Consider the following 22,510-nt stretch of genomic DNA (forward strand, 5'->3'; position numbering starts at 1 on the left):
GAATCCCATGAATACTGAACCGAATCCCATTCACCAGCCTGTTTCATCGTCTGACGAAAAAACTTCAGGCGTCAGTCGTCGAGCTGTCTTCGGGGGTGTGGCTGGAGCAGCTGCGCTCACCGGCGCGGTGGCGGGCGGCTATGCCTGGGGAAACCACCAGAACTCATCCGAGGAAACTGTTTCCGACTCCTACGAGTTTTGGGGCGAACACCAGCCTGGAATAGATACCCCTGTGCAAGACCGCCTTCATTTTGTGGGGTTGACGGTCAAGACCGAGAAAGTGGAGCAGCTGGTTAAGCTCTTTAAAGACTGGTCTGAGGCGAGCGCGCGGTTGATGTCGGGGCAACCGGTGGGGGAGGAAACCTCCTATAAAGCGCCGCCGGATGACACCGGTGAAGCGCTAGACCTTTCTGCTTCGCACCTGAGTATCACCTTTGGGCTAGGTCGATCTCTATTTGTTGATGAGCAAGGTAACGATCGGTTCGGTCTTAAAGACCACATGCCCGAGGGCCTCATTGACGTGCCCCATATGAGCGGGGACATGTTGGAAGAGGCTCGTAGCGGTGGTGATTTGTGCATTCAAGCGTGTGCCGATGATCCTCAGGTTGCCGTGCACGCTATTCGTAACTTGGTGCGTATTGCTTCAGGACGCGCGGTCGTCAAGTGGAGTCAGCTAGGGTTTGGGCGCACGTCCTCCACCAGTACCCAACAGGCAACTCCGCGAAATTTGTTTGGGTTTAAGGACGGTACTGCCAATCTTAAAACTGAAGAGCCGGAGCTTCTTCAAGAACACGTGTGGGTGGATACCCAGGATGAGAAGGAACCTGCCCAGTGGATGGCAAGCGGCTCATATTGTGCCGTGCGTCGAATCCGCATGATGATTGAAACCTGGGATAGGGCGCCTCTTCAGGAGCAGGAAGATATCGTGGGCCGCACTAAAGTCAGTGGCGCGCCGCTTTCTGGCGGAGGCGAATTTGATGCTCCCCAGTTCGACATGCAGGGCAAAAAGGGGCCGATTATTCCGGTTGATTCTCACGTTCGACTGATGCACCCGCAGATGAATGGGGGAGTGCAGATGCTTCGTCGCGGATTCAACTATACGGATGGCACCGATGGTTTGGGCCACCTTGATGCGGGGCTGTTTTTCATAGCCTATGTGCGGGATCCTCGCACTCATTTTGTTCCGCTATTGCGCACGATGATGCGTTCTGATGCACTGAGCGAATACTTACGTCATACTTCAAATGCGTTGTTTGCTATCCCACCGGGCTGCAAAGACGAGAATGATTTCATTGCATCAGGTTTATTCAAAGCGGCGAAAATCGCTATTGATTGAGACGACGGCGTAACGAAACGGCGAAAACTCCTGGTCACGGCGTACTTAAGGTATTTTATAAATCACATACTTATTCAGTTTGTGCAATGAAGCACAACGCCGATATCAGGAGTTCACTGTGTCTATTCCTCCACCTCAGAACCAAAACCCCGGTTATAGCCACGCACCGAGTGATACTCAGGCTATATCCATCGAAAATAACTATCCCGCCACGGGTGCAATCTATCCCCCCGGACAGCATCCTCGTGTGAAGTCCTTACTGTCTCTTACTCTAGGGTCCGCTACGGTCTTCGCCCTCACTCAGATTTTGGGTATTTTTACTCCTGTTCAAGAGTCGGGGATTACGCTGAGCGCCAGTAGCGACTCCGGAGCTTTTCAGACGGATCCCCTCCTTAGCGGTATCTTGGGTCTGGTCATTGGCCTTGCGCTCTACGCCCTGGTGTACAGCCTAATCAAGAAGGGTAAAAAATCTGGTCGAATCACCGGCATCGTGTTTTGTATCTTGGGCACTATCGGTGCTTTCTTCGGTATCTTTGGTTTGCTCTTTATCGAGATGCCGTGGGGGCTGCTTTCCACCATCGTGTATCTGGCATTTTTTATCGTCAATATTTTCTGGCTGATGCGTGCATTCCACTCTGATACGAAAGCTAACTTGGTCTAACCAAACCCCGCGTGACCTACGAGGGCCTCCTCACCACTTCATCCCCGCCCCAGCGGGGATGAAGTATTTAAGCACGAAAAATATGCTCAAAATATTTGGAATCAATGATGCAACAATGGGTTTCGGTCGATACCCTTAAAGGACAAAACTACGTACTTCAAGCGTTGGGAAAATACAATGGCACCGTCTAAAACTGAATTACTGCACGAAAGCGGTTATGGAACTAGTTCGACGTACGGGGACTACAACACCTACCAAGACCAAGGTTTCTCCAAGCAGCAAGACCAGGCAATCAATCCGTTTGCAACCAACGCAGGGTACGCCTTTAGCCCCTCGCCACGTACTCCGAACCCCGCTATCCAGAAATCTCAGTGGGTTTTGTTGGGGTCTGCTCTTTGTTTCGTAGGTGCCATCATCTTGGGATTTACGCAAAATGCTCAAATTGCTGCAAGAATTGGTAACCTATCCTCCGGCGCAGCCATTGCTGCCGGAGTCTGCCAGGTGATTACTGCCCTCTTCCTTTACGGGCTCGTTGCCTATCTCATGAACCGCCGCGAAAATAACGGGCGTATGATTGGCATTGCTTTTTCTCTCATCGGAATCGTGATGGGGATTATTTGGGCAGTCTTCGGTTTTTTCAGCGGAAACATTCTCGGTGTAATTGCGGCAGTACTTTGCTCGGGCGTCGTACTCTTCAACTGCATCTGGCTCTATCAGACTAACCAGCCCAAGCTCCATCGTGGACTGCGTAAATAAAGTTTGAGTTAGCTCATCTTTTGAACCAGTAGGTGGGCGCGAATCGCAAGACTTGCGCCCACCTACTAAACTAGGGAACGAATGAAACTGGGCTCAGCACCCAGCCACCGCGTTAAGAGATGAGTAATTCATGAGCGAATCTTTGCCCCAGAACGCAAATACGCCCGAATCATATCGGATTCTGGCGAATATCAAAGATGTTCTGGAAAGTTCTGAGAACGGGCTCGACACCGTTCGTCAGGCATTTACCGACGAATTTGAACGAGCCAACACAGCAATCAAAGAACATTCAGCTTCTTTCGACGAGCTGAAAGAAACACGTTTGGCATTCTTGGGGGATAAGGGTTCATTTACCCTTGCCAACAAGCAGATGCGCGAATTGAGCAAAGAACACAAAGCTGAGGTTGGCAAGCTCATGGGTCAAGCCCGCGGCCGCCTCACCAAAGCAATTGATGCTCGCACTCACGAACTAGAAGAAGAACGCGACGCTCGCATTCTTGTGGAAGAAGCGGTCGACGTCACCGCAGCATCACCTCGCCGCCCCCTAGGCGGACGCCACCCCTTGGGTATTCTCCAGGAACGCCTCACCGATACTTTCGTGGCGATGGGCTGGGAAGTTGCAGACGGCCCAGAAATCGAATCCGAATGGTTCAACTTCGATTCCTTGAACTTCAAGCCGGATCACCCCGCGCGCGAACTACAAGATACTTTCTTCATCGAACCTGCAGAAGCACACCTGCTCCTTCGTACTCATACGTCTCCGGTTCAGATGCGCTCGTTGTTGACCCGCGAGTTGCCCGTCTACGTCGTCTGCCCCGGTCGCGTGTACCGCACCGATGAACTAGACGCTACCCACACCCCGGTCTTCCACCAGATTGAAGGTCTGGCTGTTGACAAGGGACTGACTATGGCCCATCTCAAAGGCACGTTGAACCACATGGTGAAAGAAATGTTTGGCCCCGAAGCGAAAATTCGCCTGCGTCCTAACTACTTCCCTTTTACCGAACCATCTGCTGAGCTGGACCTCTGGCATCCCGGCGCTAAGGGCGGACCCCAGTGGATTGAATGGGGCGGCTGCGGCATGGTGCACCCCAATGTATTGCGCGCCGCGGGTATTGATTCTGAAGTCTATTCAGGCTTCGCATTTGGCATGGGTATCGAGAGAACTCTGATGTTCCGTAACGATGTTCCCGACATGCACGACATCATCGAAGGCGACATTCGCTTCAGCCAGCAGTTCGGAATGGAGATTTAATAATGCGTATCCCACTTTCTTGGTTGCGTGAATACGCACCGGTCCCTGCAGATGCAACTGCCGAAGACGTCATGGAAACTCTAGTGACTGTCGGCTTTGAAGAAGAAGCTGTTCACCGCCCCACCGATGAACTTTCCGGCCCGATTGTGGTGGGTCAGGTTCTTTCGATGGAACCGGAAACTCACTCCAACGGTAAGACAGTGAACTGGTGCCAGGTTCGGGTTGTTCCTGAAGGGCAGCCTCAGACTCTCACTGGAAAAGGAATCGAAGAATCAGGCGTTCAGGGCATTATCTGTGGCGCTCATAATTTCAAGGTAGGGGACAAGGTCGTTGTTACTCTTCCTGGTGCTGTTCTACCCGGCGGATTCGCGATTACCGCTCGTAAGACCTACGGGCATAAGTCCGCCGGCATGATTGCTTCGGTACGCGAACTGGGCATTGGCGATGACCACAACGGTATCCTCGTACTTTCAGATATCGGGTTAGATCCAGAAATCGGTACGGATGCTATGGAACTTTTGGGGCTCTACGATCAGGCCGCTGAAGTTAACGTGACACCGGATCGCGGTTACGCCTTCTCTATCCGAGGAATCGCCCGGGAATACTGCCACGCCACTCACACTGAGTTTGAAGATTTTGTATTGGACCTGGCAGAGCGTGCACCGGCTGCAAATAACTCGGGATTGCCCGTTGAAATCTCCGATGAGGCACCCATCCACGGGAACGTTGGTTGCACACGCTTTGTAGCGCGACAGGTTTCCGGAGTAAATTCCGCTGCACCGACCCCCACCTGGATGTCGTCCCGACTCCGCTTGGCTGGTGTCCGCTCCATTTCGCTTCCCGTTGATATCTCAAACTACGTGATGCTGGAGACTGGACAGCCTCTGCACTTTTACGATGCAGACAAACTGGACGGCGGAATCGTCGTTCGCCGGGCGCGCACCGGTGAGAAGCTCACGACACTTGACGATAAGACTCGGGAACTGAACACTGAAGATTTGCTCATCTGCGATCAGTCAGGCCCTATTGGTCTTGCTGGCGTGATGGGCGGGGCGACCACGGAAACTTCGTCGGACACCACCACCATCATTATTGAAGCTGCTCGTTTCGATGAGGTGTCCATCGCTCGTACCTCTCGCCGCCACAAGCTTTCATCCGATGCTTCAAAGCGTTTTGAACGCGGAGTGGACTTCAAGCTGCAAGCAGCAGCAGCTCAGCGAGCGGTTGACCTTTTGGTTGAACTTGCAGGGGCAACGGTGGAAGAAGGTGTCACCGATTTCAATAACACGGTGGAGAACGAACCCATCGAGCTGCCTACCGGTTACACCTCTGCGCGAGTTGGCGTAGAGTACTCGGAAGCTCAAATTGTTGATGCTCTCACTGAAATCGGTGCCGAAGTAGTATCCTCCGGGGAAAATTTCAAGGTAACAGCTCCTTCGTGGCGACCAGATATTGCCGATAAGGAAGATCTCACCGAGGAAATCGCTCGCCTGGTAGGTTATGACAAGATTCCTTCTACCCTTCCCGTTGCTCCTCCCGGTCGCGGTTACACCGACGAGCAAGTCGCACGACGTCGGGTGCTCGATGCGCTTGCCGCGGCAGGTATGACCGAAGTTCAGGCATACCCATTCGTTGCACAGACTGCTAATAACCTTTGGGCGGCTCCCGAAGCGGGTCAGAAGCTTGAGTCTATTAAGCTGGCAAACCCCATTGCTGAGACCCAGGCATGGATGCGCCGTTCTCTGATGCCCGGTTTAGTAGAGGTATTCAAACGCAACCTTTCTCGTGGCTTCAAGAACTTGGCGATTTTTGAATCAGGGCATGTATTTATTCCCGGTTCTCAGACCGGTTCAACACATATCCCAGGGCTCGGCGTCAAACCTGGTGACGACGTCTTGGCCGATCTCAACGCTGGTATTCCCTTTCAGCCGCGCTACGTTGCCGGTTTGTTTGCAGGAAATGAGCACGCTGAAATGCCGGGAACAACGGCTCGTGCCTACGATTGGCGCGATGCATTGGATGCAGTTCAGCTGATTGCAGATGCAACAGGGACAGAAATCAGTGTGGTTCAGGGAACGCACCAGGCGTTTCATCCAGGTAGAACGGCAGAATTGCGCAACTCCGAGGGTGAAACCTTAGGATTCGCGGGGGAACTTCACCCCAAGCTACTCAAGGATAACGATTTGCCGGAGCGCACGTGTGCCTTCGAAGTTGATTTCACTCGTATGCTCAACGACAAATCCGACCGGGTGGAGGCATACGGTATCTTCGGTTACCCCGCAACTAACCAGGACGTAGCGTTAATAGTTGACGCTACCGTTCCCGCTGCAGAAATCTCAGCTGCTCTCGCTGAAGGCGCAGGAGATTTGCTGGAAGATATTCGGGTCTTTGACGATTATCGGGGGGTGGGAATCGAAGAGGGCAAGAAATCTGTAGCATTTGCGCTACGTTTCCGTGCCGACGATCGCACGCTCACCGCCGAAGAAGCCTCGGCATCTCGTGAAGCTGCTATTGCAGTTGCTGCCGAACGTTTTGGAGCAGTTTTGCGCGGCTAAAAATCCTTGGATTCTCTTCTTTGAAGGAGGATAGGGCGGTGTTCTTCAACCGAAGAACACCGCCTTTTTTCAGTTATCCCTTGTAGACTGTAGTGTTAGCCCCCCAAGCACCTTAAATTTTGGAGTATTTTTATGGTTCACGAACCTCAGGAAATAGACAACGATTCTTTCTTTGAGATGGCAGAAGATGATGTCTATGAAAACGAGGTAGATAATCGCGGACGCTGGTTGACTGTGGCAATGGTGCTTTTGGCAACCATTGTGGCAATTTTCCTCTGCGTTTTGGGAATCCGCCAGCTTTCCGAAGCTAATCAGAACAAGGGATATGAGGACAAGAGCTGGGTCATGAGCGGCACGTATGTTGATTTGACTCCTGACCTGCAGACCAAATCTAATGTGGCTATCTATAGCGGCGCGGTTCCTGCAGATGACCAGCTCAAAGAAATTACCTATGTTTCTAACCTGAATGATTCAAAGAAGATTCAGCCGGGTGAGACGGTTCAGTTCCGCGGAACTCAAAACAGTTCGGTTGAGGGCGATTTTGACAAGGACGTCGATGCTCTTCTGGCTAAAACCGGAGATCACCAGGTTGAAGTTGTGCGAACAGGCGAAAAAGGTAGCCTCAAACCCGTTACTTCTTCTCTAGTTTCTCAGCAGCAGATTATGGGCTGGGCGTCGCTGATTGGTGCCGTCGTTGTTTTTGCAGCTGGTGTTTTTGCGGCGATCTTCCTCAACCGTCGCGCTCGTGCTGAGGAAGACCTTGACTAGTCTCATCTAAGGCATGAGCAAGACTTTTCCACGAGTATGCCGCCCTTCAAGATATTCGTGGGCTTGGCTTGCTTGAGTCAGAGGAAAAATGTGATCAATAGTAACAGTGAGCTCTTTGGCCAGAATACGGTCAAAGAGCTCATTCATTCTCCACAGGAATTCAGGGCGGTTGAGCGTGTAGTGAGCCAGGGTGGGACGGGTAACGTACAGCGAACCTAAGGCATTTAGCTGTTGGAGGTCAAAGGGCGGTACCTGCCCGGATGCGCCCCCGAAGAGGACGGCGGTTCCACGCGTCTTGAGGGTTTTGAGGGTTTGGTCAAATGTTGTTTTGCCTACTGAGTCGTAGGCGACGTCCACACCTTTGCCCTGAGTAATTTCTAGGGTTTCTTCGGCAAAGTTGTCGTAGAAGAGCACATGATCTGCACCGTGGTTGAGCGCGATACGTTTCTTTTCTTCGGTGGAGACGGTAGTAATAACCGTAGCGCCGATTGACTTGAGTAGTTGAATCGCTATTCCTCCTACCCCGCCTGCTCCTGCGTGGAGGAGAACGGTGTGTTCGGGGTTGACGGCGAAGGTTGAGCGGGTGAGATAGTGAGCAGTCATGCCTTGTAGGGGGAGCGCTGCAGCAATCTCATCTGAAATCTCGTCTGGAACGGCAGCGGCAAATTCTTCGGGTACGGTAAAGAATTCCCCGTAGGTTTGGGTAGCTGAAGCGGTGGTGATTCGATCGCCTACAGAAAATTCGCTCACTTGATCACCCACCGCTTCTACGATTCCGCATGCCTCTCCGCCAGGTATGAAAGGGAGCTTTACTGAATAGACGCCGGCTCGTTGGTAGGTTTCTATAAAGTTGACCCCGGTAGCGCGCGTTTTGACTAACAGTTCGTGGGCGCCAGGAGGGGGCACAGGAGCTTGCGATGGGCGCAGGACGCTCGGGTCTCCAGTTTCTTGGACAAGGGCAACGTTTTGAGTCTGTGGAGTATGCATGTGTTCTAGACTACTCCAGCCCCCTGGGAGTTTGAGTATGCACGAAAGAAAAAGAAACATTGCTATAAATTCCAAATTATATGAATAAATATGTTTATATTCGTATAAATACGCGTTATGGCGGCTCCATGACACATTCAGTTGCAGTCTCAGATGCCACCGGGGACGCAGGCGGCGAAGTTCTTCGTTTGCTCACCTCCCACCCCGAGGTGGACGTAAAAACCATGTGCGCCAACAGCCAAGCAGGTCAACGACTGGGAGAAATAGCACCGCACCTGCGAAAGTATTCGACGATGGTGTTGCAGGAAACTACTGCGGACGCTTTACGGGGGCACGACGTCGTCTTTCTCGCCCTACCGCACGGTGCATCGGGAGAACTAGCCGCAGAACTCAGTGAAGATACCCTGGTCATCGATGCAGGGGCCGACCACCGACTCATCAATGCTGTTGACTGGAAGCAGTACTACGGCACTGAATACGCAGGATCATGGCCCTACGGGTTGCCTGAGTTCACCTTTCCTAGCGGTCAGAAGCAACGGGAAAATCTAGAAAACACGAAGCGCATTGCAGTGCCAGGTTGCTATCCCACCGCAAGTATTCTTGCGTTGCTGCCGGGGTTTCAGGGGTAGCTACTGGAGGCGGACGACGTCTTTATCGTAGCCGCATCAGGAGTAAGCGGCGCGGGCAAGAGCTTGAAACCTCATTTGTTGGGTTCCGAATCCATGGGATCTATGAGTCCCTATGGGGTAGGTGGAATGCACCGGCATACACCTGGGATTGAATCTGCGTCGATTCGAGGAATATCGCTATGACTGATATGGAAAAATCATTAATGGATCAGTACCCCCAAGATCTGCTGGGGGTCTTTGGTGATCCGGGGTTGGTGGTTGAAAAAGAAAAGGTTGTCTTCTTGAGGATGTCAACGGCAAACGCTATCTTGATTTGCTGGCGGGAATTGCCGTCAACGCCTTGGGGTATGCCCACCCTAGGTGGGTGAAAGCCGTCAACGAACAGGCAAGCGACTAGCTCATATTTCTAATCTCTTTACCACGCCTCAGCAGATTGCTCTGGGTAGCAAGCTCTCTGAGCTTTTTAATTCCGCTGAACCCGTTCAAGCTTTTTTCTGCAACTCGGGAACTGAAGCGAACGAAGCCGCCTATAAACTCGCCCGTCGTTTTGCCAACCAGCACGGAAAAAAGACTATTCTTGCACTCGACCATGGATTCCATGGACGAACGGTCGGTGCGTTGTCGCTGACGTGGAAGCCTGCTTATCGGGAGCCTTTTGAACCGTTGCCCGGAGGAATCAAACATATTCCTGCAACGATTGCGGCTTTAGAAGAAAACCTCACGGATGATGTTGCAGCATTATTTGTAGAGCCTATTCAAGGAGAAGCCGGAGTGTTGCCGCTTCCCGGTGGCTACCTGTAGAAAGCGCGCGAACTTACCCGTCAGAAGAACGCGTTCCTCATTGTGGACGAGGTACAAACGGGGATGGGCCGCACTGGCCGTTGGTTGGAATGTACCCGCGAACTTGACGCGCAGTCTATGCCCGATGCGATCACCCTGGCTAAGGGCCTTGGGGGCGGGTTCCCTATCGGCGCTTTGCTAGTGAACGGTGCAGAAAATCTTTCGATTTTGCAAGCAGGGATGCACGGAACTACCTTTGGCGGTAACCCGCTGGCATGCGCTGCAGCATTGGCGACTCTCTCTGTGATTGAAGAAGAGAATCTACTGGCATCAGCTCAGCATCTGGGTAACAGCGTGCGAGCGCACATTGAGAAAGTAGTAGGGGTAGCAAGCACCAGCGGTGCGGGTTTACTGATTGGAATTCAGCTGGAGTCAGATGTTACAGCATCCGGTGACCCCCTGGCTCCTCGCTGCGTATATATTGCCCGCGAAAAAGGTTTTATCCTCAACGCAACGGATGCGAAAACTTTACGTATTGCCCCGCCCCTGATTATCAGCGCTGCCGAGCTGAGTAGTTTTGCTGATGCTCTGGAATCAATTATCGCTGAAGCCGCGGCGTCCTAAACAAATAGATTTTATATGCATATAGTGCATAAATATCGCTATCTAGCCTTATAATTATTGAGAGTGCCGATTCATAAACTAATTGGTGCATGTATAAACAGGAGAAAATCATGGTTCGACACTTTCTGAAAGACACAGATCTCACGCCCATGGAGCAGGCTCGCGTGCTGCGTCTAGCAGCAGAGTTTAAAGCTGATCGGTTTTCTCAACAACCGCTCAGCGGCCCCCAAACAGTTGTGGTAATTTTCGACAAGACCTCCACTCGAACTCGCGTCTCATTTGCCACGGGAATTGCTGAAATGGGGGGTTTCCCGCTGGTGATGGACTCGGGTGAATCGCAACTAGGTCATAAAGAATCTATTGAAGATACATCTCGGGTACTTACCCGTATGGCATCTGCTATTGTCTGGCGAACATCCGCACAGGAAGGGCTGGAAAAGATGGCGGCACACGCAACAGTGCCTGTCGTTAACGCACTTTCTGACCAATATCATCCCTGCCAAATACTTGCAGACCTTCAAACCATGCAAGAAAATATAGGTGATTTGAGGGGTAAAACTCTGGCTTACCTGGGCGATGCAGCCAACAACATGGCGCACTCCTACCTGCTGGGGGGAGCGACGGCGGGAATGAACGTCCATATTGCTGGTCCTGCCGATTATCAACCCGATTCAACCGTTGTTCAGGAAGCACATCAGCGGGCTGAAGAAACCGGCGCCACCATCCTCATCACCGATAACCCCGAGAAAGCACTGCAGGGAGCCAATGTTGTCATTACCGATACTTGGATATCAATGGGGCAAGAGGAAGAAAAAGGTCAACGCGAAAGCATCTTCCGCCCCTATCAAGTAGATTCCGGAGCAATGGCTAAGGCGAACGATCATGCAATCTTTATGCACTGCCTACCCGCCTATCGAGGCTTCGAAGTCACCGCTGACGTCATAGACGGCCCCCAATCAGTGGTGTGGGACGAAGCCGAAAACCGGCTACACGCCCAAAAAGCACTTCTCACATTTTTACTTGAAGAATCAATTACCCGATAATAATAAAAAATCACTTCGCATACGAGGAACAAATAGATGGCAATCCCTTCCACCAAAACCGCGCGGCAAGCGCGCATCGTAGACCTGCTTTCCACCCACCGAGTGCGCTCCCAAGCAGACCTTGCGCAATTGCTGACCGACGACGGCGTCAAAGTCACTCAAGCTACGCTTTCCCGAGATCTTGTAGAAATTGGGGCAGAACGCGTACGGGACGAAAAATCAGGTCTTATTTATGCTGTGCCTAATCATCCGGTCCGTCGTTCATCATCAGATGGTATTGATGCCCGTATGATTTCTCTCTTCAAGGAACTTCTCATCACAGCTGAAGCTTCGGGCAATCTCGTTATTTTGCGCACGCCCCCGGGTGCCGCACAATTTCTCGCGTCATCCATTGATCAAGCAGGAATCGACCGTGTTCTTGGTACTATCGCGGGCGACGACACTGTCATGGTTATCACTCGCGCCGCCATGGGAGCAGAAGAGTTGGCGGAGCAATTTCTTGAATGGGCCGCGTAAATGTGGAACCTACCGTAGGAGGTTGCCTCGCACCGTTGGGTTCCTTACCGTTCCTAGCGGCTCTACTTCCCGGTTAACAGTTCTTTCATGTGTGGCAAATTGAAAAAATCAGCAACCTCTGCAGGGGTTTGGTGGCCTAGCCGAGCGTCTGCGCCGGCATCAAGCAAGATCTTGGTGATTTCTTCATTGTTGCGGAAGACTGCGCAGACCAGTGGGGTCTGTCCACGGTCATTGAGTGCATCGATATTTGCTCCTCGGCTTAGTAAGAGCTCCACCAGCTGAGTGTGCTCATGGTAGGCGGCAAGGATGAGAAGCGAATCCCCTTTGGCGTCTGTAAAATCTACAGGGATTCCTTGGTCGAGTAGTGAGGTTAGCTTGGCAAGGTGGCCAGCCCTTACTACATCAAAGATGGCATTGAGAAACTCAATTTCTTCATCGCTGAGTTCAAAACTTGTTGATTCAACTGGCATTTGAAACCTTTCCATTCCCTTATTATGAGTAAATCATAATAAGGGAATTGGTGCAATAGCCTGTATAAAATAAACCCATAACGGCATAAGATGCTGATACCTATTCCGCTCGGCAGAATCCAGCGAATATTTGAAGAGGAGAAACGGTGGCACTTTCTAAGTCATCCCAGTTCAATCTTGCCCATCTTCTGGAATCTTCGTCTTCAGAAGCAACCGCGCTGGTCACAGATGATGTTGAGCTGTCCTATCCAGACCTCAAAGCAGCGGTAGGTCAAGCGGGAAAATGGCTGCAACACCTGGGTGTTTGCCCTGGGGATCGCGTTGCCCTCTCCTTACCGAACGTAGTGCAGATGCCTGTCCTTTATTTTGCTGCTCTCAGCATGGGGGCCGTGGTGGTGCCGTTGAATCCTCTACTCAGTACCGATGAGGTCAATTTTCATATAGAGGATTCGGGGGCGCGCCTGCTGATTTGCTGGGATAGCTCCAGAGTTGCCCTAGAGAGTTCAAGCCACCAAATATCTGCGGTTCAACAGATAGAAATAAGTGCTCATACTACTTTTCCCGCCGATGAATCATCAGAAGATGCAGGGGAGTGGACTTCATATGCTGTGGGTAAGAATGATCCTGCAGTAATTCTTTATACCTCCGGCACTACGGGTAAACCTAAAGGTGCTGTGCTGACACATAAGAATCTGCTTTCGAACGCTTGCACCGTGGCAGATTTCTTTGAGTACCGTTCTGATGATGTATTTTTTGGTGGGCTACCGCTTTTCCATGCCTTCGGGCAGACCGTTTCTATGAATGCTGTCTTCGCTGCAGGAGCATCCATTGCCTTGCTTCCAAGGTTTACTCCCGACGCCGCAGCTGAGCTGTGTGAACAGAAGGGCGTTACGGTCTTCGCAGCTGTACCTTCGATGTACTCGGCCCTAGCTGCCTACTGTGAAACACGGGATGTAAGTGGTTTATACGGAAAAATCCGGTTTGGGATATCTGGCGGTTCTCCTTTACCGGCATCGGTGCATTCTGATTTTGCGCGTCTCTTGGCATGCCCTATCTATGAAGGATACGGTTTGTCTGAGACGGCGCCCGTCGTCAGCTTCAACCAAGAACGATTTGGGTTGGTAGTGGGTTCAGTGGGGCGTGCGATTCCTGGAGCCCAAGTTGCGGTGCGGGGGAAGGATGGGCAAGAACTTCCTGCAAATGAGCCCGGCGAGTTATGGGTGCGAGGCGATAATGTGATGGCTGGCTACTGGGGTAATCTCCAGGAAACTGCGAAAGTATTTGACGGCGATTGGTTTGCCACGGGGGACGTGGCCCGTATCGATGAGCTGGGAAATATCTTCATTGTTGACCGTATTAAAGACATGATTTTGCGGCATGGTTACAGCGTGTATCCGCGGGAGATTGAAGATGTCATGTATTCCCATGCGGGGGTGCGTCTGGTTGCAGTGGTAGGTGTACCGGATGTGCGAGTGGGTGAGGAAATTTGTGCCTATATTGTTCCCAAGGAGGCTCTAAATATAGCTGCCCAGAATGCTTTGATTGAGGAGCTGAACACCCTCTGCCGAGAGAAACTGGCGTCCTATAAGTACCCTCGTCAATTTCGGGTCGTGAAAGATTTACCGCTGGGTCCTACGGGGAAAATCCTGAAGCGGGAGCTGACGCAATAGTATGAGTTTCCTTGAAGATGAAGAAATTTGGGCTCACTTCGGTCACTCCAACTTGCATAATTATTGATTCATGTTAATAATTATTTATAACCCATTTTTTTGTTTGCCTAGGCAGACCACGAAAGGATGACGATGAAGGATCGCGTAGTACTTGCATATTCAGGTGGTCTAGATACCTCCGTAGCAATTGGCTGGATTGGCGAGGCCACAGGAGCAGAAGTTATTGCGGTTGCTGTTGACGTAGGACAGGGCGGCGAGGATCTTGAGACTATTCGCCAGCGCGCTCTCGACTGCGGCGCCGTCGAAGCATATGTGGCAGATGCCCGCGATGAATTTGCTAGCGAATACTGCATGCCCGCGCTGAAGGCTAATGCCTTGTATATGGATGCATATCCGCTAGTTTCTGCGGTATCGCGTCCCGTCATCTCTAAGCACCTGGTGAAAGCTGCTCAAGACTTCGGCGCAACTACCGTAGCTCACGGTTGCACAGGCAAGGGTAATGACCAGGTTCGTTTTGAGGTCGCCATTCAGACTCTCGGCCCCGACTTGAAGTGCATTGCACCCGTTCGCGACCTTGCGTTGACTCGTGAAAAGGCAATTGGGTATGCAGAGAAGAATAATTTGCCGATTGTAACCACAAAGAAGAATCCCTTCTCTATTGATCAAAACGTCTGGGGGCGCGCGGTGGAAACCGGGTTCCTCGAAGACATCTGGAATGGCCCGAGCAAGGATGTCTACGACTACACTGATGATCCAACTTTCGCGCCGGCTCCCGATACCGTCGTCATTACCTTCAAAGAAGGTATTCCGGTAGCTATTGATGGTCAGGCTGTATCACCGCTTGAAGCGATTCAGCAGATGAACCATCGTGCCGGCGCACAGGGTGTTGGTCGTATCGATTTGGTAGAAGATCGCCTAGTAGGTATCAAATCCCGTGAAATTTATGAGGCACCTGGCGCGATGGCTTTGATTGCTGCGCACAAGGAACTTGAAAACGTCACTATTGAGCGCGAACAGGCTCGTTTCAAGAAGACTGTGGGTCAGCGCTGGACCGAGTTGGTGTATGACGGTCAGTGGTTCTCCCCTCTGAAGAAGTCTTTGGATGCGTTTATCGATGACACTCAGAAGATGGTCAATGGCGAGATTCGCATGGATCTGCATTCAGGACGCGCAGTTGTCACCGGACGTCGTTCAGATACCTCTCTCTACGATTTCAACTTGGCGACTTACGATGAAGGCGACAGCTTCGATCAGTCCCAGGCAAAGGGATTCATTGAACTGTTTGGTATGTCTTCTAAGGTTGCATCTTCGCGCGATCAGCGGTTGGGCAAGTAGGACTGTGGGCGGGCTGGTTGCAGTCCGCCCCTGTAATTTCTAGTGGTTTTTTCTCCAAGTTTTTAGGGTCTTTGTATGTCTTCTCATGAAAAACATGGCACAAATTCTGGTGCTTTGTGGGGCGGTCGGTTTGTCGGCGGCCCTTCGGATGCTTTAGCTGCGTTGTCGAAATCTACCCAGTTTGACTGGCGGCTGGCGCCTTACGATATCGCCGGTTCACGGGCTCATGCTCGCGTGCTCCACCAAGCTGGTTTGCTTACCGACACTGAGCTTTCGGGGATGATTTCTGCCCTGGATCAGCTGGAAGCTGATGTTCGCGATGGTTCTTACACTCCGGCAAACTCAGATGAAGATGTGCACGGATCATTGGAGAAAGGTCTCATCGAACGTGCGGGGGCTGAGCTGGGCGGCAAATTACGCGCTGGTCGTTCGCGTAATGATCAGATTGCCACCTTGGGGCGCATGTATCTGCGCGATCATGCCTCCATCATCGCCTCTGGCGTCTTAGACATGATCGATGCACTGGTTGAACAGGCTGAGGCTCATCCTTATGCGCCGATGCCTGGGCGTACTCATTTGCAGCACGCTCAACCTATCCTTTTGTCCCATCAGTTGCTGGCGCACGCCTGGGCATTGAGCCGAGACGTGGAGCGATTGCGTGATTGGGACGCGCGTGCTGCGGTTTCGCCCTATGGTTCTGGCGCGTTGGCTGGCTCCTCCTTGGGTCTTGATCCGGAGGCTGTAGCTGCGGAATTGGGTTTTGAATCAGCGACTTTTAATTCGATCGACGGCACGGCGGCTCGGGACGTTTATGCCGAGTTTGCTTGGGTAGCGGCCATGATTGCTGTGGATCTTTCTCGATTTGCCGAAGAAGTGATTCTGTGGGCAACCAAGGAGTTCTCCTTTGTGAAGTTGCACGATTCGTTCTCGACCGGTTCCTCGATTATGCCGCAGAAAAAAAATCCTGATATCGCAGAGCTTGCTCGCGGTAAAGCCGGTCGACTCATTGGCGATTTATCAGGATTGCTTGCAACTCTGAAGGCTCTTCCGCTGGCTTATAACCGCGATTTGCAGGAAGATAAAGAGCCGGTTTTCGATGCTATTGATCAGCTGGAAGTTCTTTTACCGGCAATGTCTGGCATGACGTCCACTCTCACCTTCAATACTGAGCGTTTAGCTGAGTTAGCACCCCAGGGGTTTGCACTGGCAACCGATATTGCCGAGTGGTTGGTTCGCCAAGGCGTACCTTTCCGCGTGGCTCACGAACTTGCCGGTGAAGCAGTTCGTGTTTGCGAAGAAAAGAACTGCGAACTGTGGGATCTTTCAGATGAAGATTTCGCTTCAATCTCTAAGCATCTGACCCCGCAGGTTCGCGAGGTCTTGACAGTTGAGGGTTCTTTGAATTCTCGTTCTGCTCAGGGAGGTACTTCTCCTAGCGCAGTGGCAGAGCAACTAACGGCGTTGAAGAAGGTACTGGCAGAGCTTAAAGATTTTGCCGAGCGACCTGCAATAGTCAATAGCTAACTCATTTCTAAGGCCCGCCTGTTCTTCTCGGAGAGCAGGCGGGTTTTGCGTGTCAGAGATTGTTCCGAGCTCGCAGGCTCCTGCTGCGCGTATAATTTTTGAAGGATTCTTTGACCATTTATAAAAGCAATCACCGTTTTTCGGTGTGAAAGTTTTACCCGCGATGATTTCAGCAGACCTTCAAAACCTTTCCATTCAAGACGCCGTGCCCGCAGCGTGCGCGCAAATTCAGGACTTTCCTAAACCGGGAATCTTGTTCTACGACGTCACTACTCTCTTTGCTAATCCGCAGGTATTCCGCCGCTGTATCGATGAACTGACCGAACGGTTCGCGGGAACTTTTGACATCGTAGCCGGTGTGGAGGCTCGTGGATTCCTGCTTGCTTCTGCTATTGCCTATAGTGCAGGAACCGGTGTAATGACTGTTCGCAAGGCAGGTAAGCTCCCTCGCGATACCTATACCAAGGAGTACGAGCTGGAATACGGTTCAGCTGCAATCGAGATTCACCGGGATGATATCCCCGCCGGTACGCGCGTTTTGATTGTGGATGATTTGCTGGCAACCGGCGGTACCCTTGCTGCTGCAGTGAACCTTATGGACCAAGCGCAACTGAAAGTCGCGGGTGTGGGAGTACTCCTTGAGTTAGAGGGGCTAGGCGGTCGTGAAGCAATTGGACCGCATCTGGTTGAGTCTTTATCTATTGTCTCTGAATAAGTTTTCCCACCCTTAACTTTTGAAGGGCACCCGCCCTATTTCCAAGCGGCCTTTTGACGCGTAAACTAGAACGTCTCAGTTTTAAATTTAGAGAAAGAAACGTGCGTGACTGATCATAATTCGGAGAATGCTCGAGGCCCGGTATCCCCGGTTGATTCTGAAGCTGCTGAGGCCGCTTATGCTCAGGCATTGCAGTTGGAGCGGGACTACGTCAATCGGTTGTATTTACGTCTGGACGAGATGCGTGAAGATACCGATGCCAAGCTCAAAAATATTCGGCGTTCGCAAACAATCGGCACGCACCAGAATCGTTCGGAACGAGACGCGTATGCCAGCCACTACGAGGATAGGTTGGCGCAGCTCAACGCTGTAGACCACCGGTTAGCGTTTGGTCGGCTCGATCTTGACGATGAAACGACCCGATACATCGGGCGTATCGGTTTGGCCACCGAAGAACACGAGCGTCTTCTCATTGACTGGCGCGCGCCGGAGGCTGGCACTTTTTATCAGGCAACGGCTTTTGACCGGCAGAATGTCCGCCGCCGCCGTCATTTGATGCTGGAAAAGCGCAATGTGGTGGGAATCGAAGATGATGTTCTTGATTCCACTATGCTTGATACTGAGGACAATTTGCACGGCGAGGGCGCTCTTCTCGCTGCGCTCAATCGCAAGCGTACCGGTCGTATGGGCGATATCGTTGCAACTATTCAGGCGGAGCAGGACAAGATTATTCGCGCTGATTTACCTGGTGTCCGCGTTGTTCAGGGCGGCCCGGGTACGGGTAAGACGGCGGTTGCTTTGCATCGTGCGGCCTATTTGCTCTATACCTTTCGTGAGCGGTTGAACAAAGCTGGTGTTTTGGTCGTCGGACCTAGCGCTTCGTTCATGTGGTACATCGAGCGTGTTCTGCCGTCCTTGGGCGAGACTGGCGTTGTGATGACATCCCTGGCGTCGCTTTACCCGGGTTTGCACGCGGTTCCAGAGAACAATCCGCAGGTCGCCAGGCTCAAAGGCGATCTTCGGATGGTTCGTGCTATCAAGCGTGCGGTGAAAGACCGCGAAAAGCGCATCAAGGAACCGAAGCGATTGACGGTAGATTCCACCGAACTCTTGCTCACTCCAAAAATGGTTGATTATGCGCGAGAGAAAGCGCGTTCAACCGGTAAGCCCCATAATGAGGCACGCGAGACTTTTGTGAAAATTCTGATCCGGGACTTGGGTCAGCAACTGAACAAAAAACTGGATGAGGCTGCTGGTAGGCAGGTTGATCGGCCGCATATTGAGGACGATGTCCGTGAATCAATGGATGTGCGTCGGGCTTTGAATCTGGCGTGGATGCCTATCTCTCCGGAGACTCTATTACGCTCGCTATTTTCCAAACGCGAGTATTTAGATTCGGCGTTGCGGGAGTTTACTGACGCGGAGCGTGATTTGTTGGTCCGCCCTGCGTCTGCTCCTTTCACCGAGGCGGATGTTCCGCTGCTTGATGAAGCTGCTGAATTGCTCGGTGATTTTGGAAAGATTACCGGTGCTGCGGCAACCGCTCGCGCGGCGGCGGAGCATAAAGCTAACCTGGAGAATGCTCGCAAAGCGCTGGAAAATGTGCATTATGAGCTAGAAGATTTTGGTGTCGATGGTGTGATTACCGCCGAGCAAATTGCTTTTTATAACGAGACGGGTGCTCAGCGCATGACGGCGGCTCAGGCAGCTAAGTCAGATCGCACCTGGGCGTATGGGCATGTGGTGGTCGATGAGGCTCAAGAACTCTCACCGATGCAGTGGCGGCTTCTCTTCCGTCGTTGTCCCATGAAGTCTTTCACTATTGTCGGAGACATTGCTCAGGCGTCTTCAGCAGCTGCTTCTCATTCTTGGCAGGACGCGTTGGAGCCGTTCGTGGGGGAGCGTTTCGAATTAGATACGCTCAGCGTCAATTATCGAACCCCCGCTCAGATTTCTGATGCGGCTGTTGCCGTGGCGCAGGCGGCTGGTCAAGATGTATCAGCCCCGCGAGCTGTTCGAGAGGGGGAGTGGCCACCCTTCCTTATACATGTTGAATCTGAAGATCTTATCTCTACTGTTGTGGATAAGGTAACGGAAGAAGTTCGGTTTGCTGCCGGAGGCTTGATCGGTGTCATTGCTGCTCCAGAAAAATTTGCTCAGGTGGCTAATGCGGTAGCACGAGCACATCGGGATAAGACCGGTACATCGCAGACCGCCTTGGAAAATCAGATTTTGGTACTCACTCCTTGGGAGGCAAAAGGGCTTGAGTTTGATGTGGTTATTATCGTCGAACCCAATGATTTAGTGAGGGCAGCTAATGGCTCTATTGGAGACTTGTATGTTTCGATGACTCGTCCGACTCAGCGCCTGTACCTGATTGGGGCCGAGGAATTTCCCTCAGGATTAGAGTCTTAGCGGCTCAGACCGCTAGTGATAGCGACCTGGTAGTTTGTACCTTAGTAATGAAGTAAGCACGTAATGCTAATGAATGGAGAAAGAGTGTCAACCAGCATTCTTGAAACGCAGCACAATGATGATTCTTTCGAGAACATCTGGCAGGAACTCAAGTGGCGCGGTCTGGTGCATGTGAGTACCGATGAAGCTGCACTGGAAAAGGCTCTTTCTGAAGAATCGGTGAACTTCTATATTGGGTATGATCCCACGGCGGCTTCACTTCATTTGGGTCATTTGGTGCAGTTGCTGACGATGCGTCGTCTTCAGCTGGCTGGTCATAATCCCTTCGGGCTGGTGGGTGGTGCTACCGGTTTGATTGGTGATCCTCGCCAGACATCAGAGCGAGTTCTTAATTCTCGTGATGTAGTTGAGGGGTGGGTCGAAAAACTGCGCGGTCAAATTGAGCGCTTCCTTGATTTCAAGGGCGACCATGCTGCTCAAATGGTGAATAACTTGGAGTGGACGTCGGAGCTATCGGCTATTGATTTCTTGCGGGAGATTGGTAAGAACTTCCGTGTGGGAACCATGGTGAAAAAAGAGATTGTGGCAAAGCGCCTGAACTCTGATGAGGGTATTTCTTACACTGAGTTCTCTTATCAAATTCTGCAGGGTAACGATTACTTAGAACTTAATCGCCGGTACGGAGTTACTTTGCAGTGTGGTGGCTCGGATCAGTGGGGCAACCTTACCTCCGGTACTGAGCTGGTTCGTAAGGTCGAAGGTGCGCACGTTCATGCATTGGGGACGCCACTCATCACTAATTCTGATGGGACTAAGTTTGGTAAGTCTGAGGGCAACGCCATCTGGCTTGATCCGCAGATGTGCACCCCCTATGCCTTCTACCAGTTCTGGCTCAATACTGCCGACGCCGACGTCGCTAATCGCTTTAAAGTCTTCACCTTCAAGACTCGTGATGAGATTGCTGAAATCCAGAAGTCAGTTGAAGAGGAACCTTACAAGCGTTTGGGTCAGAAGACTTTGGCCTACGAAGTGACCGCTTTGGTCCACGGCGTGGAAGCAACTGAAAAGGTTATTGCTGCTTCAGAGGCACTCTTTGGTAAGGGACAATTGGCAGATTTGGATGAGGACACTCTGGTTGCTGCAACAGCTGAGTTACCGCATGCTGTAGTGACTCCGGACCAGCTAGATATGATTACGGTTTTGACCGAGACTGGTCTTTCTGAATCGAAGTCAGCAGCACGACGAACTTTGAAAGAGGGCGGTGCTTCAGTCAACAACGTAAAGGTACAGGGCGAGGATTCTGCCATTGCAGCTCCGGAGCTACTTCATGGCAAGTATGCGGTAGTTCGTCGAGGAAAGAAGAACATGGCAGTAGTAGAAGTTCGGAATTCCTAACCGTTCTAACTCTCTATACGCTGTGAAAAGCCGAAATCAGACCTTCAGGTCTGATTTCGGCTTTTTTATTAGGAATGTCAATGTATTTTGAGTGAAACAGATTACTGATATACGCCACAGTGTTGTCTAATGGACGTTAAAAACCCCTGATTTACTAGGTAAAACATCTCTCGTTAGAAAGATGAGTATTCAATAAACGACAGTTATGTGAGCCAGCTCTATCAAACTGGAGTTGCGGGGGTGTTGTGGAGTGTGTAAAGTAGTACGAGTCGCCGGGGCGAGGGAGTGAAAGAAACTCCTAGTCAGACGGTGATTCGGATAAGTTTATAGGGTGTTTTTCTTCGGGTTTGTAGCTGGTTTTGCTGGTTACTCTGATTGAAAGAATGTGGTGTGTTTCACGGTTGTTCGTGTTGCATGGTCGCTGGACACCTGGTAAGCTAGACGAGTTGCCCCGATGAGGGTAACGAAAAATGTAAACAAGATGTTGACTGACGTTCTGCAGTTGCCACGATGTAAGTGGTGTGATTGGTTCGTGTGGTTTGTTGTTTGAGAACTCAATAGTGTGCTTTGTTCAATAAATGGCCTCCTTTTCTCATAAATATTGGGGAGGCTTATTGACTGAAACTGATACCAAATATTTATATGTATTTTTGAATACCTTTTGGTTATCAGAATGACAGCTTGAAGCAGTGATGAGTCACCGTACCCCGTGTGGCGTTTGAATCATTGTTTCGTTTTTATTTTGAGATCAGGTTATTCAAGCTTTTTTGTTTTCTAACGGAGAGTTTGATCCTGGCTCAGGACGAACGCTGGCGGCGTGCTTAACACATGCAAGTCGAACGATGAAGACTGGTGCTTGCACTGGTTGGATTAGTGGCGAACGGGTGAGTAATACGTGAGTAACCTGCCTTTGACTCTGGGATAAGCCTGGGAAACTGGGTCTAATACCGGATATGACAAGGAACCGCATGGTTTTTTGTGGAAAGGGTTTGTACTGGTTTTAGATGGGCTCACGGCCTATCAGCTTGTTGGTGGGGTAATGGCTCACCAAGGCGACGACGGGTAGCCGGCCTGAG

17 protein-coding genes, 1 rRNA gene and 2 pseudogenes are annotated in these 22,510 nt (G+C 51.4%); 18 read left to right on the forward strand and 2 right to left on the reverse strand.

The genetic code is table 11. The annotated features are described in order from the left end of the window. The first annotated feature begins 7 nt into the window (after positions 1-7). The 6 genes from efeB (at position 8) to A7E48_RS00700 (ending at position 7,331) form a co-directional block, all read left to right on the forward strand. Positions 8-1,336: an iron uptake transporter deferrochelatase/peroxidase subunit gene (gene efeB / locus A7E48_RS00675; protein ID WP_068168102.1), complete on the forward strand. Its 1,329-nt coding sequence runs from the start codon at positions 8-10 to the stop codon at positions 1,334-1,336. 118 nt (positions 1,337-1,454) lie between these two features. Next, positions 1,455-1,997 carry a hypothetical protein gene (locus A7E48_RS00680; protein WP_068168106.1) on the forward strand — a complete coding sequence of 181 codons (543 nt, stop codon included), beginning with the start codon at positions 1,455-1,457 and terminating at the stop codon, positions 1,995-1,997. A 177-nt stretch (positions 1,998-2,174) separates the two neighbouring features. Next, on the forward strand, positions 2,175-2,753 hold the full coding sequence (locus A7E48_RS00685; RefSeq protein ID WP_068168109.1) for a hypothetical protein: 579 nt from the start codon (positions 2,175-2,177) through the stop codon (positions 2,751-2,753). A 130-nt stretch (positions 2,754-2,883) separates the two neighbouring features. After that, a complete protein-coding gene (gene pheS, locus A7E48_RS00690) occupies positions 2,884-4,008 on the forward strand; it encodes a phenylalanine--tRNA ligase subunit alpha (RefSeq protein WP_068168114.1) in 1,125 nt (374 codons plus the stop codon). A 2-nt stretch (positions 4,009-4,010) separates the two neighbouring features. Continuing rightward, a complete protein-coding gene (gene pheT / locus A7E48_RS00695; protein WP_068168117.1) occupies positions 4,011-6,563 on the forward strand; it encodes a phenylalanine--tRNA ligase subunit beta in 2,553 nt (850 codons plus the stop codon). 132 nt (positions 6,564-6,695) lie between these two features. After that, positions 6,696-7,331, forward strand: a complete 636-nt coding sequence (locus tag A7E48_RS00700) for a hypothetical protein (RefSeq protein WP_068168119.1) — start codon at positions 6,696-6,698, stop codon at positions 7,329-7,331. A 6-nt stretch (positions 7,332-7,337) separates the two neighbouring features. Here A7E48_RS00700 and A7E48_RS00705 read toward each other — a convergent pair whose 3' ends face one another. Then, positions 7,338-8,318 carry a quinone oxidoreductase gene (locus tag A7E48_RS00705; RefSeq protein WP_068168122.1) on the reverse strand — a complete coding sequence of 327 codons (981 nt, stop codon included), beginning with the start codon at positions 8,316-8,318 and terminating at the stop codon, positions 7,338-7,340. Between the two features lie 128 nt (positions 8,319-8,446). Between A7E48_RS00705 and A7E48_RS00710 the strand changes: the two are divergent. The 5 genes and pseudogenes from A7E48_RS00710 to A7E48_RS00725 all read left to right on the forward strand — a co-directional run. After that, positions 8,447-9,100, forward strand: a pseudogene (locus A7E48_RS00710) (NAD(P)-binding domain-containing protein); the annotation flags it as partial. A 26-nt stretch (positions 9,101-9,126) separates the two neighbouring features. Then, complete coding sequence (locus A7E48_RS11525) at positions 9,127-9,315, forward strand: hypothetical protein (protein ID WP_369796744.1); 189 nt, start codon at positions 9,127-9,129, stop codon at positions 9,313-9,315. Further along, a pseudogene (locus A7E48_RS00715) lies at positions 9,261-10,351 on the forward strand (aminotransferase class III-fold pyridoxal phosphate-dependent enzyme). Before A7E48_RS11525 ends, A7E48_RS00715 begins: the two are co-directional and overlap by 55 nt. A gap of 110 nt (positions 10,352-10,461) precedes the next feature. Next, a complete protein-coding gene (gene argF, locus A7E48_RS00720) occupies positions 10,462-11,394 on the forward strand; it encodes an ornithine carbamoyltransferase (protein WP_068168129.1) in 933 nt (310 codons plus the stop codon). Between the two features lie 36 nt (positions 11,395-11,430). Further along, positions 11,431-11,910, forward strand: a complete 480-nt coding sequence (locus tag A7E48_RS00725) for an arginine repressor (RefSeq protein ID WP_068168132.1) — start codon at positions 11,431-11,433, stop codon at positions 11,908-11,910. Between the two features lie 62 nt (positions 11,911-11,972). Here A7E48_RS00725 and A7E48_RS00730 read toward each other — a convergent pair whose 3' ends face one another. Continuing rightward, the gene (locus tag A7E48_RS00730) at positions 11,973-12,380 is read right to left on the reverse strand and encodes an ankyrin repeat domain-containing protein (protein WP_068168136.1); all 408 of its coding nucleotides are present in this window, start codon (positions 12,378-12,380) and stop codon (positions 11,973-11,975) included. Between the two features lie 146 nt (positions 12,381-12,526). On the opposite strand from A7E48_RS00730, the gene A7E48_RS00735 reads away from it, so the two are divergent. The 7 genes from A7E48_RS00735 to A7E48_RS00765 all read left to right on the forward strand — a co-directional run. Beyond that, complete coding sequence (locus A7E48_RS00735) at positions 12,527-14,050, forward strand: long-chain fatty acid--CoA ligase (RefSeq protein WP_068168139.1); 1,524 nt, start codon at positions 12,527-12,529, stop codon at positions 14,048-14,050. Positions 14,051-14,182: 132 nt separating this feature from the next. Beyond that, the gene (locus A7E48_RS00740; protein ID WP_068168142.1) at positions 14,183-15,385 is read left to right on the forward strand and encodes an argininosuccinate synthase; all 1,203 of its coding nucleotides are present in this window, start codon (positions 14,183-14,185) and stop codon (positions 15,383-15,385) included. A gap of 75 nt (positions 15,386-15,460) precedes the next feature. After that, a complete protein-coding gene (argH, locus tag A7E48_RS00745; protein WP_068168146.1) occupies positions 15,461-16,909 on the forward strand; it encodes an argininosuccinate lyase in 1,449 nt (482 codons plus the stop codon). 163 nt (positions 16,910-17,072) lie between these two features. Then, a complete protein-coding gene (locus A7E48_RS00750) occupies positions 17,073-17,624 on the forward strand; it encodes an adenine phosphoribosyltransferase (protein WP_068168148.1) in 552 nt (183 codons plus the stop codon). Positions 17,625-17,729: 105 nt separating this feature from the next. Then, the gene (locus A7E48_RS00755; protein WP_068168151.1) at positions 17,730-20,039 is read left to right on the forward strand and encodes an AAA family ATPase; all 2,310 of its coding nucleotides are present in this window, start codon (positions 17,730-17,732) and stop codon (positions 20,037-20,039) included. A gap of 84 nt (positions 20,040-20,123) precedes the next feature. After that, the gene (tyrS, locus tag A7E48_RS00760) at positions 20,124-21,434 is read left to right on the forward strand and encodes a tyrosine--tRNA ligase (RefSeq protein WP_068168154.1); all 1,311 of its coding nucleotides are present in this window, start codon (positions 20,124-20,126) and stop codon (positions 21,432-21,434) included. A gap of 774 nt (positions 21,435-22,208) precedes the next feature. Continuing rightward, a 16S ribosomal RNA gene (locus tag A7E48_RS00765) occupies positions 22,209-22,510 on the forward strand; the annotation flags it as partial.

It is taken from the genome of Rothia sp. ND6WE1A, assembly GCF_001683935.1.
GTDB classification, from domain to species: domain Bacteria; phylum Actinomycetota; class Actinomycetes; order Actinomycetales; family Micrococcaceae; genus Rothia; species Rothia amarae.